Genomic DNA, 24,695 nt, shown 5'->3' with positions numbered 1-24,695 from the left:
CTCGTGCGCAACCGTCTGCTCGGCATCCTGCTCTCCCTGATGGCCTGCGTGCTGGCGGCCCTGGGGGTCCCGCTCGCGGTGTTCATCGCGGCCGCCGAGCAGAGCACGGTGGTGGTCGACCGGCTCGACGACGCGGCCCGCTTCGCCCAGGACCTGCCCACCCAGGGCTACCTCGGGGTGGACACCGCGATGAAGGGCGACTCGACGCCCGACCCGGGCGACCCCGGCCGCCGCAACGCGCTGGCCGTCGAGGCGGAGCGCTACCACGGCCTGTACGGGATCCGGATCGGGATCTTCCAGCGCAGCGGCGCCACCGCGGCCAGCGCGCCGGAGGGCTGGCGGGTACCGGACACCGGCCCGGGCCGGCAGGCGTTCCAGGAGGCCCTGGACGGGCGCCGCAGTCACAACCCGCCGCAGGTCTGGCCGTGGACCCCGGAGCGGACCCTCACCGTGGCCACTCCCGTGGTCCGGGACGGCGACGTGGTCGCCGTGGTGCTCACCGACTCCCCGACCGGACCGCTGCGGGCCAGGATCCTGCACCACTGGCTGGTGCTCGGCGCGGGCGAGGCGCTGGCGATGATCGTGGCCGTACTGCTGGCGGTGCGCCTCACCAGCTGGGTGCTGCACCCGGTCCGCACCCTGGACCGGGCCACCCACGACATCGCCACCGGACGGATGAACGCACGGGTCGCGGCCAGTGCGGGCCCGCCCGAACTCCGGCGGCTGGCACGCTCGTTCAATCACATGGCGGACAACGTGGTGCTCGCCCTGGACCAGCAGCGGGCCTTCGTCGCGGACGCCTCGCACCAGCTGCGCAACCCGCTCGCCGCTCTGCTGCTGCGGGTCGAGCTGCTCGGCCTGGAACTGCCCGAGGGACACGAGGAGGAGCTCGGCCAGGTCCGGGAGGAGGGTGTCAGGCTGGCCCGGGTGCTCGACGACCTGCTGGGCCTGGCCACCGCCGAACACGCCCGCCCGGAGCCCGAGCAGGTCGACCTCACCGCCCTGGTGCTGGCCAGGATCGACGCCTGGCGTCCGGTCGCAGGTCAGCGCGGGCAGCGGCTGGAGTGGGAGGGGCCGCCGTCGGCGGTCGGGCTGGCCGATCCGATCGGGTTCGGCAGCGCGCTGGACGCGGTGCTGGACAACGCGCTCAAGTTCACCCCGGACGAGGGCCGGATCGGGCTGCGGATCGTGACGGGCAAGCGCGAGGTCGCGGTGACCGTCACCGACGCGGGCCCCGGGCTGACCGAGGAGGAGTTGGCCAGGGTGGGCGACCGCTTCTGGCGCAGTCCCCGGCACCAGAACATCGACGGCTCCGGGCTCGGCCTCTCGATCGCCCGGACCCTGCTGCTGGCGGGCGGCGGCTCACTCGACTTCGCCCCGGCCGAGCCGACGGGCCTGGAGGTGACGCTCGCGGTGCCCAAGGGCGACGGCTGAGCCGCCGGGCGAGCGGGGGAGCGGCCTCCTCGACGAGCGGCCCTGGGGAGCCCCGCAACCGCGGCAGCCTCAGGGTTTGACCGAGGTGTAGTAGCGGCGGGCGCCCTCGTGGAGGGGGAGCGGGGCGGTGTAGACGGCGGTGCGCAGATCGACCAGCTGGGCGGCGTGCACCTTGGCGCCGATCACGTCGCGGCTGTCGATCACCGCCCTGGTCAGGTCCTGCACCAGGCGGGGGTCGACGTCGTCCCTGGTCACCAGGAGGTTGGGCACTGCGAGCGTGGGCACCGCCGCGTCGCCGTTCTTCGCCTTGGGATAGGCGTCGGGCGGAATGGTCGCGGCTCGGTAGGCGTCGGTGCCGCCGCCCTCCTGCTGGTGCACCGACTCGGCCAGGTCGCCGAGCGGCACGATCCGGATCGGGAACTGCTCCGACAGGTCGGCGAGCGCGGAGGTCGGCAGCCCGCCGGACCAGAAGAAGGCGTCCAGCTTGCCTGCCTTCAGCTGGTCGGCGGCGTCGCCGACGCCGAGCATGACCGGGTGGATGTCGTGGTCCGGATCCAGACCGGCTCCGGCCAGCAGCCGTCTGGTCACCAGGTTCACGCCGGACAGGCTCTGGCCGACGCTCACCCGCCGCCCGCGCAAGTCCGCCGCCCGGTGCACCGGTGAGTCGGCCGGGACGACCAGCTGCAGGTAGTCGTCGTACAGCCGGGCGATGGCCCGCAGCCGGGACTTCTGCGGTCCCTGGTACTCGGCGACCGCGTCGGCGGTCGCTATCGCGAAGGCGTCCCGGCCGGAGAGCACCCGCTCCAGGTTGTCGACCGAGCCCTCGGAGTTGTCCAGCTGCAGCTTCAGCGCGGGCAGGTGCGTGCCCAGGTAGTCGTGCAGCAGCAGCCCGTAGTTGTCGTAGACCCCGCGCGGCACACCAGTCGCGAGTCTGGGCGAGCCGCCCGGGTAGACGTCGCCGTCAGCCGAGGCCAGCCACCAGCCCGCCAGCGCGCCGACGACCAGCAGCAGCGCGGCGGCCGCCCGGCCGAGCCGGCTGCGGGCCACCACGCGCAGCACGGTGCCCGGCGCGAAAGTCATGCGGGGGATCCTGCCAGGACTGGGCCATGATCGGGAGAGGTTCACGCGGGTGGACTGCGGTCTCGTACCCTTGGGTCCGTGGGTACGAGCCAGGAACCGAAGAGCTACAAGGTCGTCACGTACGGCTGCCAGATGAACGTCCACGACTCCGAGCGCCTCGCCGGACTGCTGGAGGACGCCGGATACGTCAAGGCCGAGCAGGGCGGTGGCGACCCTGACCTGGTCGTCTTCAACACCTGCGCGGTGCGCGAGAACGCCGACAACAAGTTGTACGGCAACCTCGGCCAGCTGGCGCCCGTCAAGAGCCGCCACAGGGGCATGCAGATCGCCGTCGGCGGCTGCCTGGCGCAGAAGGACCGCGACTCCATCGTGCAGAAGGCACCGTGGGTCGACGTGGTCTTCGGCACCCACAACATCGGCCACCTGCCCGCGCTGCTGGAGCGCGCGGCGGTGGAGAAGAAGGCCCAGGTCGAGATCCTGGAGTCGCTGGAGACCTTCCCCTCCACGCTGCCCACCCGCCGCGAGTCCGCCTACGCCGCCTGGGTCGCCATCTCGGTCGGTTGCAACAACACCTGCACCTTCTGCATCGTGCCCGCGCTGCGCGGCAAGGAGGAGGACCGCCGTCCCGGCGACATCCTCGCCGAGATCGAGGCGCTGGTCGCCGAGGGCGTCGTCGAGGTCACCCTGCTCGGCCAGAACGTCAACGCGTACGGCTCCGACCTGGGCGACCGGGAGGCGTTCTCCAAGCTGTTGCGCGCCTGCGGGCAGATCGAGGGCCTGGAGCGGGTCCGCTTCACCTCGCCGCACCCGCGCGACTTCACCGACGACGTGATCGCCGCGATGGCCGAGACCCCGAACGTGATGCACCAGCTGCACATGCCGCTGCAGTCCGGCTCGGACACCGTGCTGCGGGCGATGCGCCGTTCCTACCGGCAGGAGCGCTTCCTCGGGATCATCAGATCAGTCCGCGAGGCGATGCCGGACGCCGCGATCTCGACCGACATCATCGTGGGCTTCCCCGGTGAGACCGAGGAGGACTTCGAGCAGACCCTGCACGTGGTCCGCGAGGCCCGGTTCACCAACGCCTTCACCTTCCAGTACTCCAAGCGGCCCGGCACCCCAGCCGCCGAGATGGAGAACCAGATCCCCAAGGCCGTGGTGCAGGCGCGCTACGACCGGCTGATCGCACTCCAGGAGGAGATCTCCTGGGAGGAGAACAAGAAGCAGGTCGGCCGCACCCTGGAGATCCTGGTCGCCGAGGGCGAGGGCAAGAAGGACGACAAGACCGACCGGCTCTCCGGCCGCGCCCCCGACAACCGGCTGGTGCACTTCACCCGGCCGGCGGAGCCGGTACGGCCCGGTGACATGGTCACGGTCGAGATCAGCTACGCGGCCCCGCACCACCTGCTCGCCGAGGGGCCGGTGCTCTCCGTGCGCCGCACCCGGGCGGGGGACGCGTGGGAGAAGCGGCAGGCCGCGCCGGCGGCGAAGCCGGCCGGGGTGATGCTCGGTCTGCCCACGATCGGTGTGCCGGCCGCACCGGCCGCGCCCAGCGGTGGGTGCAGCACCTGCTGATTTTTGCTGAGGCGTCCGTAGGACGGCTGTCGAGGGGCGCGGTTCGCCGACCGCGCCCCTCGGTGCATGCGGTCGCGGTCTAGAGTGATCGACATGCTGGTTGCCGCTGCCGTCTGCCCCTGCCCCCCGATGCTCGCACCGGAGGTGGCCGCCGGTGCCGCGCCCGAACTGGACGCGCTGCGCACCGCCTGCGCGGAGGCGGTGCGGGAGCTGCTCGACTCCGGGGCCGAGCTGCTGGTGGTGGTCGGGACCGGCCCGCGGGCAGAGGTCTGGACCGAGGGCGGCGCGGGCTCGTTCCACCGGTACGGCGTGGACCTGGCCGTCCGGCTGCCCTCCGGCGGCGTCGACGGACCGCCGCTCGCCCCCTCGCTGACGCTCGGCGCCTGGCTGCTGACCGAGGCCGGTGCCGCGCTGCCCACACACGCCTGCGCGGTGCCCGCCGACGCCCCGCCCGCCCGGATGCTGAGCCTGGGCAAGGGCCTGGCCGACCTCGCGGACCGGGTGGGCCTGCTGGTGCTGGGCGACGGCAGCGCCTGCCGTTCGGTCAAGGCACCCGGCTATCTGGACGAGCGCGCCGAGGGCTTCGACGCGGACGCCGCCCGCGCCCTGGGTGCCGCCGACACCGAGGCGCTGACCGCCCTCGACCCGAAGCTCGCTGCCGAGCTGCTGGCGGACGGCCGCGCGCCCTGGCAGGTCCTGGCGGGAGCAGCCGAGGACGCCGGGCTCGGCGGGCGGCTGCGGTACGCCGAAGCGCCGTACGGGGTCGGCTACTTCGTGGCGTCCTGGCGCTGACCGCCGCGCCCGGGGCCGTACCGCACCGGGGCTGACCGGCTGACCGCACGGGGCCGGTCCACGACCGGAAGCGGTCAGCCGGCCGGCGGCCGGTTCTCCTCCGCGGAGGACTCGCCCTTGGGCTTGGCGGCGAAGCTGTCCACGACCTCCTTCGTCTTGGCCGTGCCGTGCTCGATCTTGTCGGTGTACCTGTGCTTGGTCGCCTTGTCGACGGCCTCGCCGGCCTTCTCCACCATGTGGTCGATCGTCTCGTTGTGCTTGCCCGCGAGCTCGCTGGCCTTCTCCTTGAGCTCGTCGGCCCTGCTCTTGAGGGTGTCCATCAGGCCCATGGCAGTCTCGCTCTCCTGGTGGGTCGGCTGTTCCGAAAGGTTCAACGTCGGGGACACCCTCGTTGTTCTCCGGAACGATCTCCAGTACCGGCGCACGGTGTCCCGGCCGACTTTGCGAGACTTGGACCGTGAGCAGCTCCCGTGTCAATCCTCCCCGCGTCGTCTCCGTGGTCGGCGCGACCGCCGCCGGAAAGTCGGACCTGGCGGTCGCCATCGCCCGCAGCCTCGACGGCGAGGTGATCAACACCGACTCCATGCAGCTGTACCGGGGCATGGACATCGGGACGGCCAAACTCACCGAGGCCGAGCGCGGCGGCGTTCCGCACCACCTGCTGGACGTCTGGGAGGTCACCGAGGCCGCCAGCGTCGCCGAGTACCAGCGCCTCGCCCGGGTCGAGATCGACCGGCTGCTCGCGGCCGGACGGACCCCGGTGCTGGTCGGCGGCTCGGGGCTGTACGTCCGGGCGGCGATCGACGAGATGGAGTTCCCGGGCACCGACGCCGGGGTGCGGGCCAGGCTGGAGCAGCAGCTGGACGAGCACGGATCCGGTCCGCTGCACCGCCGGCTCGCCGAGCTCGACCCGGTCGCCGCCGGGGCGATCCTGCCGAGCAACGGCCGCCGGATCGTCCGGGCGCTGGAGGTCATCGAGATCACCGGCCGCCCGTTCACGGCCAGTCTGCCGGGCCACCGGTCGGTGTACGAGACGGTGCAGATCGGGGTCCGGGTGCCGCGTCCCGAGTTGGACGAACGGATCGCGCTGCGGGTTGACCGGATGTGGGCGGCCGGACTCCTTGACGAAGTACGGGAGCTGGAGAAGCTCGGGCTGCGCGAGGGCCGTACGGCCAGCCGGGCGCTCGGGTACCAGCAGGTGCTGGACCACTTCGCCGGCGAGTGCACCGAGGACGAGGCGCGTGCCGAGACCGTCCGGGCCACCAGGCGGTTCGCCCGCCGCCAGGAGTCCTGGTTCCGCCGGGACGAGCGGATCCACTGGCTGGACCGTCCCGCCGGTGCCGATCCGGTCGAGCTGCTCGGACGGTCGCTGGAACTGATCGCCGGCTGAGGCCGGTGTCACCGGTGATCTGATCCGGCCTCAGGACCGTCGGATTTCGGCCATCGGGGGATGCACCTGCATGTGCATGGCGAACTCGGGGTTACGGCCTCATCACGTCCTGGCCACGGATCACCCGCCGACCCCTCGGGACGCCCTGTGCCCATCTCTGGACATGCCATCATCGAGAGCATATGGGGTCAGTCGCGTGGGCCGACCTCACCGTTCACGAGTCCGTGAGCTCGTGTCAAACCGTCAGGGGAGGCGGCGTGTCGCCGGGTACCGGCCCCGAGGTCGAGCAGCTGCCGAACGACGCCGAAGACAGCGCCGAGATCACGCTGCCCGAGCTCGCCGTACCCACCACCTCGTACGCAGTCGCCGTGCCCGCGATCGGGGACCTGGCGGTGCCCGGTGTGGTGCATGAGCGGGAGATCCGGCCGCGGCGCAGGCTGCGCTGGTGGCAGATCCTGCCGATCGCCCTGGTCGCCACCCTCGGCTCGCTGATGTTCGCCTTCCCGCTCGCCTTCGGTTCGAGTGACAACGCCTCGGCCATGATCGGGATGCTCGGGCTGCTGCTCACCGCCGCCTCGGTCGGTTGGGGCGCGATGGCGGCCAGGGTCGCCGGGTACAAGTGGCCGGGGCTGCCGCGCCGGGGAACCGGGCAGCGGGCCAGCCGCCGGGCCATCGCGGTCTACACCCTGATCGCGATCGTCTCCGTGGTGCTGGCCCTCTGGCGGGTCGTCCGCCTCAGCGGCTGAGCCGAGGGCCGGTTCCCACCGGCCGGACACGGTGACCGGGCCGCGTGGGCGGTCAGTACCATCGGCACTGTGAGTGCTACCGCGACGGGCCTGCCCTTCCTCAAGGGCCACGGCACCCAGAACGACTTCGTGATCGTCCCCGACCCGGACGGCCTGCTGGACCTGGGTCCGGACGCCGTCGCCCGGCTGTGTGACCGCCGGGCCGGCATCGGCGGCGACGGGCTGCTGCGCGTGGTGCGCTCCGCCGCCGACCCGGCGGCCGCCGGGCAGGCCGACCAGGCCGAGTGGTTCATGGACTACCGCAACTCCGACGGCTCGATCGCCGAGATGTGCGGCAACGGCGTCCGGGTCTTCGCGCGCTACCTGGTGCACGCGGGGCTGGTCGAGCCGGGCCCGATCGCGATCGCGACCCGGGCCGGGGTGCGGCGGGCGGTCATCGCCGAGGACGGCGCCGACGGGACGCCGGGCGCGGTCACCGTGGACATGGGCCGCGCGCTGCTGCCGGGGCCGGACGGGATCGAGGTCTCGGTCGGCGACCGCAGCTGGCCCGCGCGGAACGTGAACATGGGCAATCCGCACGCCGTCGCCTTCGTCGACGACCTCGCGCAGGCGGGCGAACTGCGGACGGCGCCGCGCACCGCACCCGGGAGCGCGTACCCCGAGGGCGTCAACGTCGAGTTCGTGGTGGACCGGGGGCCGCGGCACGTCGCGATGCGGGTGCACGAGAGGGGGTCGGGGGAGACGCTCTCCTGCGGCACCGGAGCCTGCGCCGTCGCGGTCGCCGCGGCACGGCGGGACGGGCTCGACCCGGCGGTCACCGGCGAGGCGGTCTCCTACACCGTGGACCTCCCGGGCGGCAGCCTGGTCATCACCGAGCACCCGGACGGCCGGGTCGAGATGACCGGCCCCGCGGAGATCGTCGCCGCCGGCACCATCGACCCGGCCTGGCTCGGCGCGCTCCCGCTCCGCTGAGAGCGGAGCCCGCTGGTGCGAGCGGTGAGTTCCTTGCGGGTGGTTCCTCCGGGGCGGAGGGCTGCGCGGGTACCCCGGCACCTCCGCAGCTCACCACGGGCCGGAGCGCACCGCCGCAGGGGAACCGAGCGGGACGCCGGGCGGTGGTGTGCCGTGCCCCTGCGGGCGCTTCGCTTTGCCCCGTAGCGGGGTAGCCGAATCCGCCCGATCGGGTGATCTCGGTGACGGGTGGGAAGCAGGGCATCGCGGAACGTGTTGTGCTCGGTAGCATGGACCACCGGGGTCGGGAGCCGCTCCGGTGATCGCTGCCGGAGGTGCAGATGACCATCGACGCAGGCCGACCCCTGATCGGCCCATCCCCGCTCGGCCGGCCCGTCATCGACAGCCACGGCGCGCCCGCGGGGCCGCCCGCCCGGGTTGGCCGGGCCTCGTTCGGCCGTGCCGCGCTCGGCCGGGCCGGCCGGGCCGCCCTGCTGGCCACCGGCCGTACGCCGGTCCCCGACGCGATCGAGCCGATCGTGGAGGCGCACCGCCGTCACCACCCGCACGCCGACCTGACCCTGCTCAGCCGCGCCTACCGCACGGCCGAGGCCAGCCATCGGGGCCAACTCCGCAAGAGCGGTGAGCCGTTCATCACGCATCCGCTCGCGGTGACGATGATCCTCGCCCAACTCGGCGCCGGCACCACCACCTTGGTGGCCTCGCTGCTCCACGACACCGTGGAGGACACCGAGATGACACTCGCCCAGGTCAGTGCCGGGTTCGGCCCTGAGGTGGCGTATCTGGTCGACGGCGTCACCAAGTTGGAGAAGGTGGACTTCGGTGCCGCGGCCGAGGCCGAGACCTTCCGCAAGATGCTGGTGGCCACCGGGGACGACGTCCGGGTCATGGTGATCAAGCTGGCCGACCGGCTGCACAACATGCGGACGATCCGCCACATGAAGCCCGCCAGCCGGATCAGGATCGCCAAGGTCACCAGGGACGTGTTGATCCCGCTGGCCGAGCGGCTCGGGATCCAGGTGCTGAAGGCCGAGTTGGAGGACATCGTCTTCGCCACCCTGCACCCGGAGGAGCACGCCCGCACCCGTGCCCTGGTGGCGGTGCACGAAGCGGAGCCGGACACCGTGCTCCAGCCCTTCGCCCAGGCGCTCACCCGGCAGCTGGCCGAGTCGGGGGTGGCGGCGAGCGTCACCGTCCGGGCCAGGCACTGCGTCTCGGTGCACCGGCTCCTGCTCAAGCGCGCCGCCGCCGCGGGGCCGGGCGGCGGGCCGCAGGGCTTGCGGCCCGCCGACTTCGGGCGGCTGCTGGTGACGGTCGAGGAGAACGCCGACTGCTACGCCGTCCTCGGTGAGCTGCACACCTGCTGGACGCCGCTGCCGGGCGAGTTCAAGGACTTCGTCGCGGCGCCGAAGTTCAACCTCTACCAGTCCCTGCACACCGCCGTGACGCTGGCCGGCGGCGAGGTGGCGGAGGTGCTGGTGCGGACGCGGCAGATGCACCGGGTGGCCGAGTTCGGCGTGGTCGCGCTGGGGGACCCGCCGGTCCCCGGCGGCCAGCCCGGCGAGCCCGAGCGGGCGGAGGGGGCGGATCCGGCCCGCCCGGGCTGGCTGAGCAGACTGCTCGAGTGGCAGCAGGAGACCCCGGACCCGGACACCTTCTGGTCAGCCCTCACCGCCGACCTCTCCGACGACCGCGAGATCACCGCCGTCACCGAGGACGGCCTGACCCTCCAGCTGCCCGCCGGGGCCAGCTGCGTGGACGCCGCGTACCTGCTCGGTGAGGAGACCGGCCACCGCTGTCTCGGTGCCCGGGTGAACGGGCGGCTGGTCGCCCTCTCCACGGTGCTGGGGGACGGCGACGTGGTCGCGGTCCTCACCGAGCAGGCCGGTCCCGGCCCCGGCGCCGAGCCTTCGGGGCCGGCTCCCGGGTGGCTGGAGTGCACCAGAACGCCTGCCGCCCGGCTCGCCATCGAGCGCTGGCTGGCGGAGCATCCGGCCGGCGCCCGCGAGCCCACCCCGGAGCCCGCCCCGGCGGTCGGTCCGCCCCCGGGGCGCCCGCCGGGGTTCCCGCCCGCCCCGGTCACCGCCCGCGGCGAGCGGTCCCCGGTGGCGGTGCCCGGCCGTCCGGGCGCACCGGTGCGGCTCGCCCGGTGCTGCACGCCGGTGCCGCCGGACGCCGTGGTCGGGTACGAGATCAGGGGCGGCGCCTTCGCGGTGCACCGGGTCGGCTGCCCGGCGGGGGAGCGGTTGCGGGAGGCCGGCCGCAGCCCGGTCGTGCCCGACTGGGTGCCGGGGGTCTGTCCGCCCTGCGGCTTCCGGGTCACCCTGGAGGCCCAGGCGCTGAACCGGCCCCGGCTGCTCGCCGACCTGACGGCGGTGATGTCGGCGGAGGGCATCGGCATCGTCTCGGCCGCCGTGGAGCCCCCGCAGGACCTCCGGGTGCGGCACAGCTACACCATCGAGCTGCCGACCCCCGGCACACTGCCGCTGGTGATGCGGGCGATGCTGCGGGTCTCCGGGGTCTACGACGTCTACCGGGCGGGGCTGCCGAGGCTCAGCCCGGCCGGCCGGGGGGAGTGAAGCGGAGGGGCGGGCGCCGCCGGGTGAAATGGGGATGACCCACCCAGGTCGGGCGTGCGACCATTCAGGGGAATTCACGGCCGGTCCACGGCGTTCACCAGTACGCAGTAGTGCCGGTGCGGACCGTGGCCTGCAGGGGTAGCTCATCATCTTCGTCCGGTAGCAGGGGCGGGTTTCTGGGCAGGCTCCGGGGTGCGCAGGGCTGCGCACCGGCCCTCCCGACACGCAAAGGATGAGATGACCTCCACGTTCGACAGCCGCAGCCATTCCGACAAGTCCGCGAGCCGTCTGTACGGCCTGCGGGCCGGAGCCCTCATGGACGAGGACCTCGCGGCGATCGACGAGGACCTCGACCAGCACTTCGACGGCGAGCAGTACGACCGCAGCGAGCGTGCCGCACTCCGCCGTGTCGCCGGTCTCTCCACCGAGCTCCAGGACGTCACCGAGGTCGAGTACCGGCAGCTCCGCCTGGAGCGGGTCGTCCTCGTCGGCGTCTGGACGGACGGCACGGCGGAGGAGGCCGAGAACTCCCTGGCCGAGCTCGCGGCGCTGGCCGAGACGGCCGGTTCCGTGGTTCTGGACGGCGTGATCCAGCGCCGTGACAAGCCGGACGCCGCGACCTACATCGGCTCCGGCAAGGCGCAGGAGCTGCGCGACATCGTCGCCGCCTCCGGCGCCGACACCGTCGTCTGCGACGGTGAGCTCACCCCGGGCCAGCTGATCCACCTAGAGGACGTCGTCAAGGTCAAGGTCGTCGACCGGACGGCCCTGATCCTGGACATCTTCGCCCAGCACGCCAAGTCCCGGGAGGGCAAGGCGCAGGTCTCGCTCGCGCAGATGCAGTACATGCTGCCGCGACTGCGCGGCTGGGGTCAGTCGCTCTCCCGGCAGATGGGTGGTGGTGGCTCAGGCTCCGCCGGCGGTGGTATGGCCACCCGTGGTCCCGGTGAGACCAAGATCGAGACGGACCGCCGCCGGATCCGCGAGAAGATGGCGAAGCTCCGCAGGGAGATCGCCGAGATGAAGAAGGGCCGGGACACCAAGCGTCAGGAGCGCAAGCGTCACCAGGTCCCCTCGGTGGCCATCGCGGGCTACACCAACGCGGGCAAGTCCTCGCTGCTCAACCGGCTCACCGGCGCGGGCGTACTGGTGGAGAACGCGCTGTTCGCCACCCTGGACCCGACCGTGCGCCGGGCGCAGACCCCGAGCGGCCGGATCTACACCCTGGCCGACACCGTCGGCTTCGTCCGGCACCTGCCGCACCACCTGGTCGAGGCCTTCCGCTCGACCATGGAGGAGGTCGCCGACGCGGACCTCATCCTGCACGTGGTGGACGGCTCGCACCCCGAGCCGGAGACCCAGCTGGCCGCCGTCCGCGAGGTGATCGTCTCGGTCGAGGCACAGAACGTGCCGGAGATCGTGGTGATCAACAAGGCCGACGCCGCCGATCCGCTCGTGCTGCAGCGGCTGCTGCGCCGCGAGCCGCACGCCATCGTGGTCTCGGCCCGTACCGGGCAGGGGATGGCGGAGCTGCTGCAGCTGATCGACGACGAGCTGCCGCGCCCCGCGATCGAGGTCCAGGCCCTGGTGCCGTACACCAGGGGCGACCTGGTCTCCCGGGTGCACGCCGAGGGCGAGCTGCTCGACACCGAGCACACGGGTGACGGGACGCTGCTGCGCGCCAAGGTCTCCGCCGAGCTGGCGGCCGAGCTGGAGCGCTTCGCGGTCGTCGCCCAGGGCTGACACCGGCGGGCAGAGACGACGAGGGCCCAGGCCCGTCCGCACTTGGACGGGCCCGGGCCCTCGGTGTCTGTCAGCCCTGCCGCTTGCTGATGAAGTCGAACACCGACTTCGCCTCGTCACCCAGCGAGGGACCGGCCATCCAGGCCGCCGGGCGCGGGCCGATCGAGTTGTTGCTGATCAGCGCGGGCTTGCCGTCCTTCACGACGAACCAGCCGCCACCGCTGGCACCGCCGGTCATGGTGCAGCCGATGTTGTACATGGTCGGGCGGCTGGCGTCGAAGGAGAGCCGGGCCGGCGGGACGCTGGAGTCGCAGTGCTCCAGCTCGCGGCCGTCGAACGGCGCGGCCTGCGGGTAGCCGTACGAGGAGACGGCGCTGATCTGGTTGCGCGGGGCGTTGAACCAGACCGGTATCGAGCCGCCCACGGTCTCCTCCAGCGACTTGCCGCCGCCCTCCTCGTCGTGCACCCGGATGACCCCGAAGTCGTACTGGCTGACCGGACCGCCGTGCTCGCCGCCCTCCTCGGTCCACTGCGGCGAGACGACGGCGTAGTCGGCGTCCCACACGCCGTACGGGACGACCTGCTGCTGGGAGCCGGTCTTGCCGTTGCTGGCGGCGCCGCTGCGGTTGAAGGACGGCATGAAGCTGATCTTCTTGAACCAGTCCTTGCCCTTGCCGCCGTGCAGGCAGTGGGCCGCCGTCCAGACCAGGTTGCTCTTGCCCGGGTGGGCCGGGTCGCTGACCACGGTGCCGGAGCAGACCGCGGCCTCCTGGTCGTCGACCTGCATGTAGATCTTGCCGAGCACGGCGGTGTTGGTGGAGTACGGGTGCGGCTGCGGCTTGGCCTGGATCGGGGTCGGCGCGGGGTCGTTGTCGGACGCCGTCCGGCTGGACTGGACACCGGCCTCCTGGTTCTCCATGCCCTTGGCGGCCTGCATCTTGGCCTGGTCCCAGAAGCCCTTGATCACCTCGGGCTTGAAGCCGTGCTGCTCGGCCCACTTGGCCCAGTCGTCCATGCTCCAGTTCTTGAGGTTCTGCAGGGCCTTGGCCAGGTCGATGCCGCCCTTGCTCGCGGCGGCGGTCGCGGTCACCGACGGCGAGGCGGCGGCCTGCGAGGAACTGTCCTTCTTGTCCGGGCCGCAGGCGCTCGCGGTCAGCACCAGGGCGGTGGCGACGGCGGCGGTCAGCCCGGCGCGGCGGCGCGGGCTTGTGCTGTGCGTAGAGGTGGTGTTCATGAGGTTCCCCGTTTGCCGATGCTGATTCGAGCGGTCAAGTCCCGCTCGTCGGTTACTTCTTGCTGATGTAGTCGAGCGCCTGGCTGGCCACGCCCTCCAGGTAGGGGCCGCTGAGCGAGGTGTGGTCAAAGGCGCCGAGCGAGGTGTTGCTGACCAGGGCCTGGCGGCCGTCCGGCATGGTGGCGAACCAGCCGCCGCCGCTGGCACCGGCGGTCATGGTGCAGCCGATGGTCAGCATCGGCGGCCGCTTCGGGTCGAAGGAGAGCCGGACCGGCTTCCCGCCGTCGCACCGGTCCAGCTCCTGACCGTCGAAGGGCTTCACGGCCGGGTAGCCCCAGGCGGAGACGGACAGTTGGTCACGCGGCGCGTCGAACCAGACCGGCAGCGCGGTGCCCACCGTCTCCTCCAGCGACCTGCCGTCGCCGTCGGGGTTGTGCACCTTCAGCACCGCGAAGTCGTACTGGTTGGCCGCGTTTCCGCCGTGACCGCCCTCGGCCGTCCACTGCGGCGAGGTGATCACGTTGTCCGCCCACCACATGCCGAGCGGCGCCACGTCCTGCGGAGCGGGCTTGTGGCCGGCACTGGCCGCCCCCGAACTGTTGTAGGCCGGGACGAAGACGATGTTCTTGAACCAGTCGCCGCCCTTGCCCTCGTGGACGCAGTGCCCGGCCGTCCAGACCAGGTTGCTCCTGCCCGGGTGGGCCGGGTCCTGGACGACGGTGGCCGAACACTGCCCGGTTCCCCCGCCCGGGGCGGTCGAGAAGACCTTCCCGGAGGCCGCGTACCTGGTGTAGGGGCGGGGCACCGCCACCGCCTGGACCGGAGCCGGCTCGGGGTCGGTCAACTCGGAGTCGGCCGGCGGCTTGGTGGTGACCGGCTCAGGCTGCTGGGGCTGGGCGTTCTTCATCCGGTCCGGGTTCCACAGGTCCCGGATGACCGGATTGTTGAAGACGTGCTTGGAGGCCCAGCGGTCCCAGTCGTCGTACTTCCACTTCTTGAGCTCGTCCCAGCTCTTCGGCAGCCCGTCCAGCAGACCCGAGGGCAGGTCGGACGGCAGGTGCAGCCTGGCGCCGGGGCCCGCGCCCGCCGTGTCGCCCGGCGCGGGCGAGGCGTTCGAGGACCCGTCGCCGCCGCACCCGGCGACCGTGAACAGGGCCGCCGCGGCGAACAGCGCACAGGCCGCACGACGTACCGATGTCATAGCCATTCCCCCCGTGGCTTCTGGACCAGCGGCCCCGGACGCGCCTCGGGCCCTGTGGATTTTCCCACCCCGGAGCATGACGGGCGCGACCACCCCCTGGTTTCCGGCACTGACGAATGGTCATCGATCCGTGACCCGACTGGTCCGTCGGTCAGTCAAGCCCGGCGGCTCACCCCCAGGGATGAGGGTTCCGGTGGTATTCACCGGAACGAGTGAGTGGATCTTGTGATCACCCGTCAGGGATAGGTACCCCTTACCTGTCGCCTGCCGGAAGCGCGCCGCACCACCCCCGCGCACCCCCATGACTCCCCGCGCCCCGACCGCTCGCGTCCGCAGCCCCCATGCGCCCCAAGGAGCAGCCTTGAGCACCGCCCTCACCGGAGCCCCACCCGCCGACGCCCCCCACCGGGTCACCGACAGCGACCCGCTGCTCCACCCCGATCCGGCGGTCGCCGCCGAGCACGCCGCGGTGGAGAGCCTGCTGCGCTGCTGGGCCCGGGAGACCGGGGCGGCGCCCGGGGCGGACGGGCTGCTGCGGATCCCGGTGCTGGGCGGGGCGGCCAGGCTGACCGCGCCCGTACGGTACTGGTCGGCCTGCGGCTGGCACCGCTTCGACCCGGCCACCCTTGAGGGCGGGGCCACCCCCGTCGACGCGGTCACCCTCGCGGCACTGGTCGCCGGCGCCGCCGCCACCCGCCCCGACTCCGGACAGATCGCCGACCTGGCCGCCCGGGTCGCCGACTCCGTGGGCCGCACCGCCGACGTGCTCGCCCACCGCCGCCGGGTCGCCGAGGCCGTCGACTGGCCGTTCCTGCAGGCCGAACAGGCGCTGCTGCTCGGCCACCCCCTGCACCCGACCCCGAAGAGCCGCGACGGCCTGGGCCCGGCCCAGAGCGCGGCCTACTCGCCCGAACTGCACGGCGCCTTCCGGCTGCACTGGTACGCCGTGGACCGCGAACTACTGGCGGCGGACTCGGCCACCGGGCGGCCAGCCGAGGAGCTCACCGCCGAACTGCTCGGCGACGAGCGCCTGTTGCCGCCCGGCACCGCCGCGCTGCCGCTGCACCCCTGGCAGGCCAGGGAGTTGGCGCTGCGCCCCGAGGTGGCCGGGCTGCTGGCCGACGGACTGCTCCACGACCTCGGCGCACACGGCGGGTCGTGGCACCCCACCTCCTCCGTCCGCACCGTCTGCCGCCCGGGTTCGCCCTGGATGCTCAAGCTCTCGCTCGGCCTGCGGATCACCAACTCCCGCCGGGAGAACCTGCGCAAGGAACTGCACCGGGGCGTCGAGGTGCACCGGCTGCTGGAGAGCGGCCTCGGCGCCGAATGGCGCGCCGCGCACCCCGGCTTCGACATCGTCCGCGACCCCGCGTGGATCGGCGTCGACCTCCCCGCGCTCGGCGATCCCAACGGCCTGGACACGGTGCTGCGCAGCCAGCCCTTCGGCCCCGCCGAACGGGTGCTCTGCGTGGCCGGACTGGTCGCCGAGCGCCCGCTCGGCCCGGGCGGAACGCTGCCGTCCCGGCTGGGCGACGTGCTGCGCGGCCTGGCCGCCCGCAGTGGGCGGCCGGTGCAGGCGGTGGCCGCCGAGTGGTTCCTGCGCTACCTGGACACCGTGGTGCTGCCGGTGCTCTGGTTGGACGGCCGAGCGGGCATCGCCCTGGAAGCACACCAGCAGAACAGCCTGGTCCTGCTGGACGAGGACGGCTGGCCGGCCGGCGGCCGCTACCGCGACAACCAGGGCTACTACTACCGTGCCTCGCACGCCGGGAAGCTGGCCGCCCGGTTGCCCGGCATCGGCACGCACAGCGACACCTTCGTCGACGACGGGGTGGTCGACCAGCGTTTCGCCTACTACCTCGGCATCAACCACGTGCTGGGACTGATCGGCGCCATGGGCTCCCAGGGCCTGGCCGAGGAGGACGCCCTGCTGGCCGCCCTGCGCCGCTTCCTCGCCGGAGAGCGGGCCGCGGCCACCGGTTCGGGCCTGCCGCGACTGCTGCTGGACGAGCCCGTCCTGCGGTGCAAGGCCAACCTGCTCACCCGGCTGAACGGCATGGACGAACTGGTCGGCCCGGTGGCCACCCAGTCCGTGTACGTGGGCATCCGCAACCCGGTCGCGAGCCGATGAGGCCCCTGAGTGCGGCCCGTGGCGGGCTTGAGGAGATCCCCTCCCGTGGACCGGTGGCGACCGGTGCCGGGGAGTTCCGGCTCCGCCCGGTCCGGCTGCCGCAGGACCTGCCGCAGCTGACCGCCTGGATGAACGACCCGGAGGTGGCCGACTTCTGGGAACTGGACGGGCCGGCCGAGGTCACCGCGCGGCACCTGCGAGCCCAGCTCGACGGCGACGGCCGCAGCCTCCCCTGCCTGGGCCTGCTGGACGGCCTCCCGATGAGCTACTGGGAGATCTACCGCGCCGACCTCGACCCGCTCGCCGAGCACTACCCCGCCCGGCACCACGACATCGGCATCCACCTGCTGCTCGCCGGCACCGCGCGCGGCCGCGGCCTCGGCAGCGTGTTGCTGGCCGCGCTCGCCGCCCGCATCCTCGACGCCGAGCGCGCCTGCCGGCGGGTCGTGGCCGAACCGGACGTCCGCAACACCAGGTCCGTCCGGGCCTTCACCGGCGCCGGGTTCGAGCTCACCGCCGAACTCGACCTGCCCACCAAACGCGCGGCCCTGATGATCCGCGCCCGCTCCTGACACCCCCTTGGACACCATGGACAACCTGCAGCCCGAGCCGTACGACCTGCTCGGTGTCGGCCTCGGCCCGTTCAACCTGTCCCTGGCCGCGCTGGCCGACCAGGTCAGCGGCCTCAGCTCGCTGTTCTGCGAGGCCAGAGCGGAGTTCAGCTGGCACCCCGGGATGCTGGTGGACGGGGCGCGGATGCAGGTCCCGTTCCTGGCCGACCTGGTCTCGCTGGTCGACCCCACCAACCCCTGGTCCTTCCTCAACTACCTGCGCCAGCAGCAGCGGCTCTTCCCCTTCTACTTCGCCGAACGCTTCCAGCTGACCCGCCGCGAGTACGACCACTACTGCCGGTGGGCCGCCGAACGCCTGCTCAACTGCCGCTTCGGCACCGCCGTCACCGCCCTGCACTGGTCCGCCGAGGAGGAGCTGTTCCGGGTCGAGACCTCGGCCGGCCCCTTCCGGGCCCGAAACGTCGTCCTCGGCGTCGGCACCCGGCCCGTGCACCCCGAGCCGTTCGCCCCGCTGCGCGGCAACCCCCGGATCTGGCACTCCGCCGACTACCTGGCCAAGCGCCACTCACTCGCCGGAGCGCGGGACATCACCGTCGTCGGTTCCGGCCAGTCCGGCGCCGAGGTCTTCCTCGACCTGCTGCGCACCCGGGGAGCCGACGGCACCCGGCTGCGCTGGCTCACCAGGACCAGGGCGCTCGCCCCCATGGAGTACTCCAAGCTGGGCCTGGAGCACTTCACCCCCGACTACACCCGCTACTTCCACACCCTCGCGCCCGCCGTCCGCGACCGCCTGGTCCAGTCCCAGTGGCAGCTGCACAAGGCCGCCAGCGCCGAGACCCTGGCCGAGATCCACGACCGCCTCTACGAGCGCACCATCGGCCGCCCGATCGACGCCGACCCGGTCGAGATCGTCCCCGGCACCGCCGTCACCGAGACCCTGGCCGGCCCGTGCGGCGGCTTCGAGCTGCTCTGCCGCCACCTGGACTCCGGCACCGAGCACACCGTCCGCACCGACGCCGTGGTGCTCGCCACCGGCTACCGCGCCGAACGCCCCGCCGCCCTCGACCCGATCGCCGAACTGATCGACTGGGACGAGCAGGGCCGGTACCGGGTCGACCTCGACCACCGGATCGCCACCAGCCCCCGGCTGAGCGGCGGCCTCTACGTCCAGAACGCCGAGCTCCACACCCACGGCGTCGGCACCCCCGACCTCGGCCTCGGTGCGCACCGCGCCGCCGTCATCCTCAACGCCGTGGCCGGCAAGACGGTGCACCAGCTGCCAGAGCGCGCCGCCTGGACCAGCTTCGCGCCGCCCACCGCCACCACCGTCCTTCCCCGACCCCAGGAGCGGAACCGTGCCGCAACACCAACCCGCTGACCGACCCTCCTCGCCGGACATCGGCCGGGAACACCCGTCCCCCGGCCTCCGGTCGGACGGACCCGTCCCCCAGCCTCCGGCCGGGGGGACCCCCGAGGCCCGGAGGGCGGGGGGCGAGGGGTCCTTGCTCCACCGGCCGGCCGAGCTCACCGAGGAGCACTGGCAGCGGGCCTGCCGGGCGATGCTGGCCAAGATGCTCGGCGAGTTCGCGTACGAGGAACTGATCACTCCGGCGCCGGTCGCGGACGGCTACCGCCTGGAACTCCCCACCGCCGACTACCGCTACACCGCCCGGCGTGGCGCCTACGGCAGCTGGCAGGTCGACCCGGAATCGATCACCTCCACCGCCGGTGTGGACCCGCTGCGCTTCGTCCAGCACGCCCGGCACACCCTCGGGCTCACCGGTGACACCCTCGGCCACCTGCTGCGCGAGCTCACCGCCACGCTGCTCGCCGACACCCGCCAGCTCGCCACCGAACTGACCGCCGCGGAACTCGCCGACCTCGGCCACGCCGAGCTCGAGGGCCGGCAGACCGGCCACCCCTGGATCGTTCCCAACAAGGGTCGGATCGGCCTCTCCGCCGGCGACGTCGCCGAGTGGGCCCCCGAGGCGCGCACCCCCAAGCGGCTGCCCTGGCTGGCCGTCCACCGCAGCCTCGCCCAGTACCGGGGCCCCGCCGACCTCTACCGCAGAGAGCTGGACAACCTGGCGGAGCTCCGGGCGCCGCTCGGCGAGCGGGCCGAGGAGTACCACCTGCTGCCCGTCCACCCCTGGCAGTGGGACGAGGTGATCCTTCCGCTGTTCGCTCCCCAGATCGCCGCCGGACTGATCGTCCCGCTGCCCGGCGACGGCGACCTGCGGCTGCCCCAGCAGTCCATCCGCAGCTTCTTCAACCTCAGCCGCCCCGAGCGCTGCACCGTCAAGCTGCCCCTCTCCATCCTCAACACCCTGGTCTGGCGCGGACTGCCGACCGAGCGCAGCCTCGCCGCCCCCGCGGTCACCGCCTGGATCCACCGCCTGCGCGACAACGACCCCTTCCTGCGCGACGAGTGCCGGGTGATCCTGCTCGGCGAGATCGCCTCGGTCACCGTGGACCATCCGATCTACCGCGAACTGCCCGAAGTCCCCTACCAGTACAAGGAACTGCTCGGTGCGATCTGGCGCGAACCGCTGGGTCCGGGGCTGCGACCCGGCGAGCGGGCCCGCACCCTGGCCGCGCTGCTCTCCATCGGCTCCGACGGCCGCGCCCTGGCCGCCGAACTGGTCGCCCGCTCCGGCCTGCCCGCCCGGGACTGGCTGCGCCGGCTGTTCGCCGTGATGGTGCCGCCGCTGCTGCACTTCCTCTACCAGTACGGCACCGTCTTCTCCCCGCACGGCGAGAACGCCATCGTGGTCTTCGACGATTGCGACCGCCCGGCGCGCCTGGCCGTCAAGGACTTCGTCGACGACGTCAACATCAGCGACCAGGACCTGCCCGAGTTCGCCGACCTCCCGGCCGAGGTGGAGGCCGTACTGCTCCGCCAACCCCCGGAGTACCTCTGCCAGTTCCTGCACTCCGGCCTGTTCATCGGGGTCTACCGCTACCTCGCCCCGATCGCCGAGCACCAGCTGGGCGTCGCCGAGGGCGAGTTCTGGACCCTGCTGAGCGAACGGATCCTGGCCCACCAGCGCCGCTTCCCCGAGCTGGCCGACCGCTTCAAGCTCTTCGACCTCTTCACCCCGCGGATCGACCGGCTCTGCCTCAACCGCAACCGTCTGCTGCTGGACGGTTACCGGGACCGCCCCCAGCGCCCGCACGCCGCCGTGTACGGCCAGGTCGACAACGCCCTGAACCCCGGCGGCCCGAGCGCTCCCGCCTGCCAGCGAGACCGGACTGTCACTCCCGCGCCGTAGGGTTGGAGTGCCATGACCAACGACTCCGCACCCCAGCCCCTGCCCGGCGCATCCGAGGCCCCGGAGCCCGTCTCCCGCGCGCTCGTCCCGCAGCTGCTGCACGCCGCCGTCACCGCCGTCGGCGGTGTCGAGCGCCCCGGCCAGGTCCAGATGGCCGAGGCCGTCGCCGACGCCGTCGAGCACGCCGAGCACCTGCTCGTCCAGGCCGGCACCGGCACCGGTAAGTCCCTCGCCTATCTGGTGCCCGCCCTCGCCCACGGCGACCGGGTGGTGGTCGCCACCGCCACCCTGGCGCTGCAACGCCAGCTGGTGGAGCGTGACTTGCCCCGGACGGTGGAGGCGCTGCACCCGGTGCTGCGCCGCCGGCCGCTGTTCGCGATGCTCAAGGGCCGCTCCAACTACCTCTGCCTGCACCGGGCCAACGAGGGCACCCCGAGCGACGAGGGTGAGGGCCTGTTCGACCCGGTGGAGGCCCTCGGCGGCCCCACCGGCAAGCTCGGCCAGGACGTGCTGCGGCTGCGCGAGTGGGCCGAGGAGACCGAGACGGGGGACCGCGACGACCTCTCGCCCGGTGTCTCGGACAAGGCCTGGGCCCAGCTCTCGGTCACCTCCAAGGAGTGCCTGGGCGCGACCAAGTGCGCCTACGGGCAGGAGTGCTTCGCGGAGAAGGCGCGCGAGCGGGCCAAGCTGGCCGACGTCGTGGTCACCAACCACGCGATGCTGGCGATCGACGCGATCGAGGGCGCGCCGGTGCTGCCCGAACACGCCATGCTGATCGTGGACGAGGCGCACGAGCTGGTGAACCGGGTGACCGGCGCGGCCACCGCCGAGCTGACGGTCGGCGCGGTCAACCGGGCGGTCAAACGGGCCGCCAAGCTGGCCAACGAGAAGGCGGTGGACCAGCTCCAGGCCGCCGCCGAGAACTACCACGGCCTGATGGAGACCGCGCAGGCCGGCCGGGTCGAGGAGCTGCCCGAGTACCTGGTCTACGCGGTCGCGGGGATCCGGGACGCCTGCCGCCAGATCATCACCTCGCTCGGCGAGACCAGGGACAAGGGGCTCACCGACGAGGACGCGGTCCGCAAGCAGGCGATGGCCTCGGCCGAGACGCTGCACGAGACGACCGAACGGCTGCTCGAGGGGTCCTCGTTCGACGTGGTCTGGATCGAGCGCAGCGACCGCTACGGCCTCGGGCCCGCCTCGCTGCGGGTGGCCCCGCTGAGTGTCTCCGGCCTGCTGCGGGAGAACCTCTACAAGGAGCGCTCGGTCGTGCTGACCTCCGCCACCCTCAAGCTGGGCGGCGACTTCAACGGCGTCGCCGCCTCCGTCGGCCTGCCGGCGGAGGGTCGGCTGCCGGACGCCCGCGGCGTGGACGAGCCCGAGCCGGAGCTCGGTGAGGACGCCCCGCCGTACTGGCGCGGCATCGACGTCGGCTCGCCGTTCTCGTACCGCAAGCAGGGCATCCTGTACGTCGCCAAGCACCTGCCGCAGCCCGGACGGGAACCGGACCGGCCGGAGATGCTCGACGAGCTGGCCGAGCTGATCGGTGCGGCCGGCGGCCGGACGCTCGGCCTGTTCTCCTCGATGCGGGCCGCGCAGGCGGCCGCCGAGGCGCTGCGTGGCCGGCTCGACAACCGGATCCTGCTGCAGGGCGAGGACACCCTGGGCGAGCTGATCCGGGAGTTCGCGTCCGACCCGGAGACCTGCCTGTTCGGCACGCTCTCGCTCTGGCAGGGCGTCGACGTACCGGGCTCCGCCTGCCAGCTGGTGGTGATGGACCGCATTCCGTTCCCACGCCCGGACGACCCGCTGATGAGCGCCCGTCAGAAGGCGGTCGAGCAGGCCGGCGGCAACGGCTTCATGGCGGTGGCGGCCACGCATGCCGCGCTGCTGATGGCACAGGGCGCCGGTCGGCTGGTCCGGGCGGCCGACGACCGGGGTGTGGTCGCGGTGCTCGACTCACGGCTGGCCACGGCCCGCTACGGCGGCTTCTTCCGATCCTCGATGCCGGACTTCTGGTACACCACGGACCGCAACCAGGTCCGCCGCTCCCTGGCCGCCATCGACGCCTCGGCGCCGCCGATCCGTCCGGTCGCCAAGCGCGGCGCCTAGGACCTGTTCTGGCGACGGCACGTTTCAAGCAGGGGCGGGGAGAGCCCGGTGCCTCCGGTGGCTCTCCCCGCCCCTGCTGAAAGGGCTTGCGCTGTGGTGCCGGCGGCGCCGTTCAGAGCCGGCGGAGGACTGCGACGACCTTGCCGAGGATGGTGGCGTTGTCCCCGGGGATGGGCTCGTACGCCGGGTTGTGCGGCATCAGCCAGATCCTGCCGTCCTCGCGCTTGAGCCGCTTGACCGTGGCCTCGCCGTCGATCATGGCGGCCACGATGTCCCCGTTCTCGGCGACCGGCTGGCGGCGTACCGTGACCCAGTCGCCGTCGCAGATGGCGGCCTCGATCATCGAGTCACCGCGCACGGTCAGCGCGAACAGCTCGCCGTCGCCGACGAGTTGACGGGGCAGCGGGAAGACGTCCTCGACCGTCTGCTCGGCCAGGATGGGCCCGCCGGCGGCGATCCGGCCGACCAGTGGGACGTACGAGGTGGAGGGCCGGCCGGCGGCCTCGGCGGTGTTGGGCCGGGCGACCTCGACGCCGCGGACCTCGTACGCCCGGGGGCGGTGCGGGTCGCGGCGGAGGAAGCCCTTGCGCTCCAGGGCCATCAGCTGGTGGGCGACGGAGGAGGTGCTGGAGAGGCCGACCGCCTGGCCGATCTCCCGCATGCTCGGCGGGTAGCCGCGCCGCTGGACGGAGTCCCGGATCACCTCGATGACCCGGCGCTGGCGCTCCGTCAGCCCGGCTTCGTCGGTGCGGATGCCGGGCGGCCGGCCGGGGAGCGAGCGGGTGGGGGCCGCGACGCCGAGCTGGGAGTCCGGGGCGGCGGCGTGTTCGATCGGCTGGTCCGGGAGGCGGCCCGATCCGGTCGGACCGGCCAGGGTGGCACCGGCCAGGCGCTGGTCTTCGCTACGGCTCATGCTGACGTCCACGCTCTGCTGGTCCATGGTGCGCTCGGAACGCTCCTGCACCGGGATGGAGTTGCTCTTGGTATCGACGGTGTTCATGGCGGCCCCTCTTCTCGACAGGCGTTCTCCCTCTTGTCCAGCTCAACTGGTGCACCTATCGAAAGGTTGCGCCAAACACACGTTCGAGTGAATTATTTCGAAGTGGGCTGACTCGATCAAGGTTTTGGGTGTACATCGATTAAATGTTCGATGGCGACAGTCTATTTCACTCCCTGTGAAGATCTCGACCCGCAGCGGCGTGGCGAGCGTCCAGACCTAGATCTTGTGGCTAGTGTCCTCGCCTGGGCCCACAAGTTGTGGTTCAGCCTCCTCTATCGCGTACAGTGGTCCAGGTCTGCTGTCACGCCTGGTTGGGAGTCCTCGGGATGCATTGCCCCTTCTGCCGGCACCCGGACAGCCGTGTTGTGGACAGCCGCGCCAGTGACGACGGGAGCTCGATCCGCCGTCGTCGCCAGTGCCCGGACTGCAGCCGCCGCTTCACCACGGTGGAGACGGCCACCCTGATGGTCATCAAGCGCAGCGGTGTCACCGAACCGTTCTCTCGGGAGAAGGTCATCTCCGGCGTCCGCAAGGCGTGCCAGGGCCGACCGGTCACCGAGGACGCGCTGGCCCAGCTCGGCCAGCGGGTCGAGGAGTGCGTCCGGGCCAGTGGCAGTGCCGAGCTCTCGACCCACGACGTGGGTCTGGCCATACTCGGCCCGCTCAAGGAACTGGACGTGGTCGCGTACCTGAGGTTCGCCTCGGTCTACCGCGCCTTCGACGATCTCGAAGACTTCGAGGCCGCCATCGCGGAGCTCCGCGCCGAGCGGCCCTTCGCCACGGACGGCGCCGGAGCCGTGCCGTCCCCCGCTGCCGCGCCCTAGTACGGCCGGTCGGCACCAGTTGGCCCGTCGTGGCCGAC

Annotated in this window: 19 protein-coding genes; 14 read left to right on the top strand and 5 right to left on the bottom strand. The window is 72.6% G+C overall.

Going from position 1 to position 24,695, the window contains the following annotated elements:
• Positions 1-3: 3 nt before the first annotated feature.
• Positions 4-1,434: a sensor histidine kinase gene (locus ACZ5ON_RS24445; protein WP_465596482.1), complete on the top strand. Its 1,431-nt coding sequence runs from the start codon at positions 4-6 to the stop codon at positions 1,432-1,434.
• 69 nt (positions 1,435-1,503) lie between these two features.
• Here ACZ5ON_RS24445 and ACZ5ON_RS24440 read toward each other — a convergent pair whose 3' ends face one another.
• Positions 1,504-2,514 carry a TAXI family TRAP transporter solute-binding subunit gene (locus ACZ5ON_RS24440; RefSeq protein ID WP_465596479.1) on the bottom strand — a complete coding sequence of 337 codons (1,011 nt, stop codon included), beginning with the start codon at positions 2,512-2,514 and terminating at the stop codon, positions 1,504-1,506.
• Between the two features lie 78 nt (positions 2,515-2,592).
• Between ACZ5ON_RS24440 and miaB the strand changes: the two genes are divergently transcribed.
• Together miaB and ACZ5ON_RS24430 are read left to right on the top strand one after the other, a co-directional pair.
• Entirely contained in the window at positions 2,593-4,089 is a 1,497-nt protein-coding gene (gene miaB / locus ACZ5ON_RS24435) for a tRNA (N6-isopentenyl adenosine(37)-C2)-methylthiotransferase MiaB (RefSeq protein ID WP_465596476.1), read from the top strand.
• Between the two features lie 93 nt (positions 4,090-4,182).
• Positions 4,183-4,881 (top strand): class III extradiol dioxygenase subunit B-like domain-containing protein, encoded by a 699-nt coding sequence (locus tag ACZ5ON_RS24430; RefSeq protein ID WP_465596473.1) that lies wholly within the window; start codon positions 4,183-4,185, stop codon positions 4,879-4,881.
• Positions 4,882-4,955: 74 nt separating this feature from the next.
• Here the strand turns inward: ACZ5ON_RS24430 and ACZ5ON_RS24425 are convergent, their stop codons facing one another.
• The gene (locus ACZ5ON_RS24425) at positions 4,956-5,255 is read right to left on the bottom strand and encodes an antitoxin (RefSeq protein ID WP_465596470.1); all 300 of its coding nucleotides are present in this window, start codon (positions 5,253-5,255) and stop codon (positions 4,956-4,958) included.
• 83 nt (positions 5,256-5,338) lie between these two features.
• Between ACZ5ON_RS24425 and miaA the strand changes: the two genes are divergently transcribed.
• The 5 genes from miaA to hflX all read left to right on the top strand — a co-directional run bounded on the left by miaA (position 5,339) and on the right by hflX (position 12,311).
• A complete protein-coding gene (miaA, locus tag ACZ5ON_RS24420; protein WP_465596467.1) occupies positions 5,339-6,271 on the top strand; it encodes a tRNA (adenosine(37)-N6)-dimethylallyltransferase MiaA in 933 nt (310 codons plus the stop codon).
• A gap of 257 nt (positions 6,272-6,528) precedes the next feature.
• Entirely contained in the window at positions 6,529-7,017 is a 489-nt protein-coding gene (locus ACZ5ON_RS24415) for a hypothetical protein (protein WP_465596464.1), read from the top strand.
• Between the two features lie 69 nt (positions 7,018-7,086).
• Complete coding sequence (gene dapF, locus ACZ5ON_RS24410) at positions 7,087-7,989, top strand: diaminopimelate epimerase (RefSeq protein WP_465596461.1); 903 nt, start codon at positions 7,087-7,089, stop codon at positions 7,987-7,989.
• A gap of 320 nt (positions 7,990-8,309) precedes the next feature.
• Positions 8,310-10,568, top strand: coding sequence for a RelA/SpoT family protein (locus ACZ5ON_RS24405; protein WP_465596458.1), 2,259 nt, complete (start codon positions 8,310-8,312; stop codon positions 10,566-10,568).
• Positions 10,569-10,805: 237 nt separating this feature from the next.
• Positions 10,806-12,311, top strand: a complete 1,506-nt coding sequence (hflX, locus tag ACZ5ON_RS24400) for a GTPase HflX (RefSeq protein ID WP_465596455.1) — start codon at positions 10,806-10,808, stop codon at positions 12,309-12,311.
• Positions 12,312-12,381: 70 nt separating this feature from the next.
• Here hflX and ACZ5ON_RS24395 read toward each other — a convergent pair whose 3' ends face one another.
• Positions 12,382-13,545: a trypsin-like serine peptidase gene (locus ACZ5ON_RS24395; protein ID WP_465596452.1), complete on the bottom strand. Its 1,164-nt coding sequence runs from the start codon at positions 13,543-13,545 to the stop codon at positions 12,382-12,384.
• A 52-nt stretch (positions 13,546-13,597) separates the two neighbouring features.
• Positions 13,598-14,746 carry a trypsin-like serine peptidase gene (locus tag ACZ5ON_RS24390; protein WP_465596449.1) on the bottom strand — a complete coding sequence of 383 codons (1,149 nt, stop codon included), beginning with the start codon at positions 14,744-14,746 and terminating at the stop codon, positions 13,598-13,600.
• 301 nt (positions 14,747-15,047) lie between these two features.
• Between ACZ5ON_RS24390 and ACZ5ON_RS24385 the strand changes: the two genes are divergently transcribed.
• The 5 genes from ACZ5ON_RS24385 (at position 15,048) to ACZ5ON_RS24365 (ending at position 22,833) form a co-directional block, all read left to right on the top strand.
• On the top strand, positions 15,048-16,877 hold the full coding sequence (locus ACZ5ON_RS24385) for an IucA/IucC family protein (RefSeq protein ID WP_465596446.1): 1,830 nt from the start codon (positions 15,048-15,050) through the stop codon (positions 16,875-16,877).
• A 53-nt stretch (positions 16,878-16,930) separates the two neighbouring features.
• A complete protein-coding gene (locus tag ACZ5ON_RS24380) occupies positions 16,931-17,449 on the top strand; it encodes a GNAT family N-acetyltransferase (protein ID WP_465596443.1) in 519 nt (172 codons plus the stop codon).
• A gap of 16 nt (positions 17,450-17,465) precedes the next feature.
• The gene (locus ACZ5ON_RS24375) at positions 17,466-18,827 is read left to right on the top strand and encodes a lysine N(6)-hydroxylase/L-ornithine N(5)-oxygenase family protein (RefSeq protein WP_465596440.1); all 1,362 of its coding nucleotides are present in this window, start codon (positions 17,466-17,468) and stop codon (positions 18,825-18,827) included.
• A gap of 181 nt (positions 18,828-19,008) precedes the next feature.
• Positions 19,009-20,721 carry an IucA/IucC family protein gene (locus ACZ5ON_RS24370; protein WP_465596563.1) on the top strand — a complete coding sequence of 571 codons (1,713 nt, stop codon included), beginning with the start codon at positions 19,009-19,011 and terminating at the stop codon, positions 20,719-20,721.
• A 12-nt stretch (positions 20,722-20,733) separates the two neighbouring features.
• Positions 20,734-22,833, top strand: a complete 2,100-nt coding sequence (locus ACZ5ON_RS24365) for an ATP-dependent DNA helicase (RefSeq protein WP_465596437.1) — start codon at positions 20,734-20,736, stop codon at positions 22,831-22,833.
• Between the two features lie 112 nt (positions 22,834-22,945).
• On the opposite strand, the gene lexA is transcribed toward ACZ5ON_RS24365, so the two are convergent.
• Complete coding sequence (gene lexA / locus ACZ5ON_RS24360; RefSeq protein ID WP_465596434.1) at positions 22,946-23,833, bottom strand: transcriptional repressor LexA; 888 nt, start codon at positions 23,831-23,833, stop codon at positions 22,946-22,948.
• 326 nt (positions 23,834-24,159) lie between these two features.
• Between lexA and nrdR the strand changes: the two genes are divergently transcribed.
• Positions 24,160-24,657: a transcriptional regulator NrdR gene (gene nrdR, locus ACZ5ON_RS24355; RefSeq protein WP_465596431.1), complete on the top strand. Its 498-nt coding sequence runs from the start codon at positions 24,160-24,162 to the stop codon at positions 24,655-24,657.
• Positions 24,658-24,695 lie beyond the last annotated feature (38 nt).

The sequence above is a fragment of the Kitasatospora sp. NPDC032150 genome, from assembly GCF_055579945.1.
The sequence above is the reverse complement of the archived record's forward strand: the minus strand, read 5'-3'. Positions and strand labels throughout refer to the sequence as shown.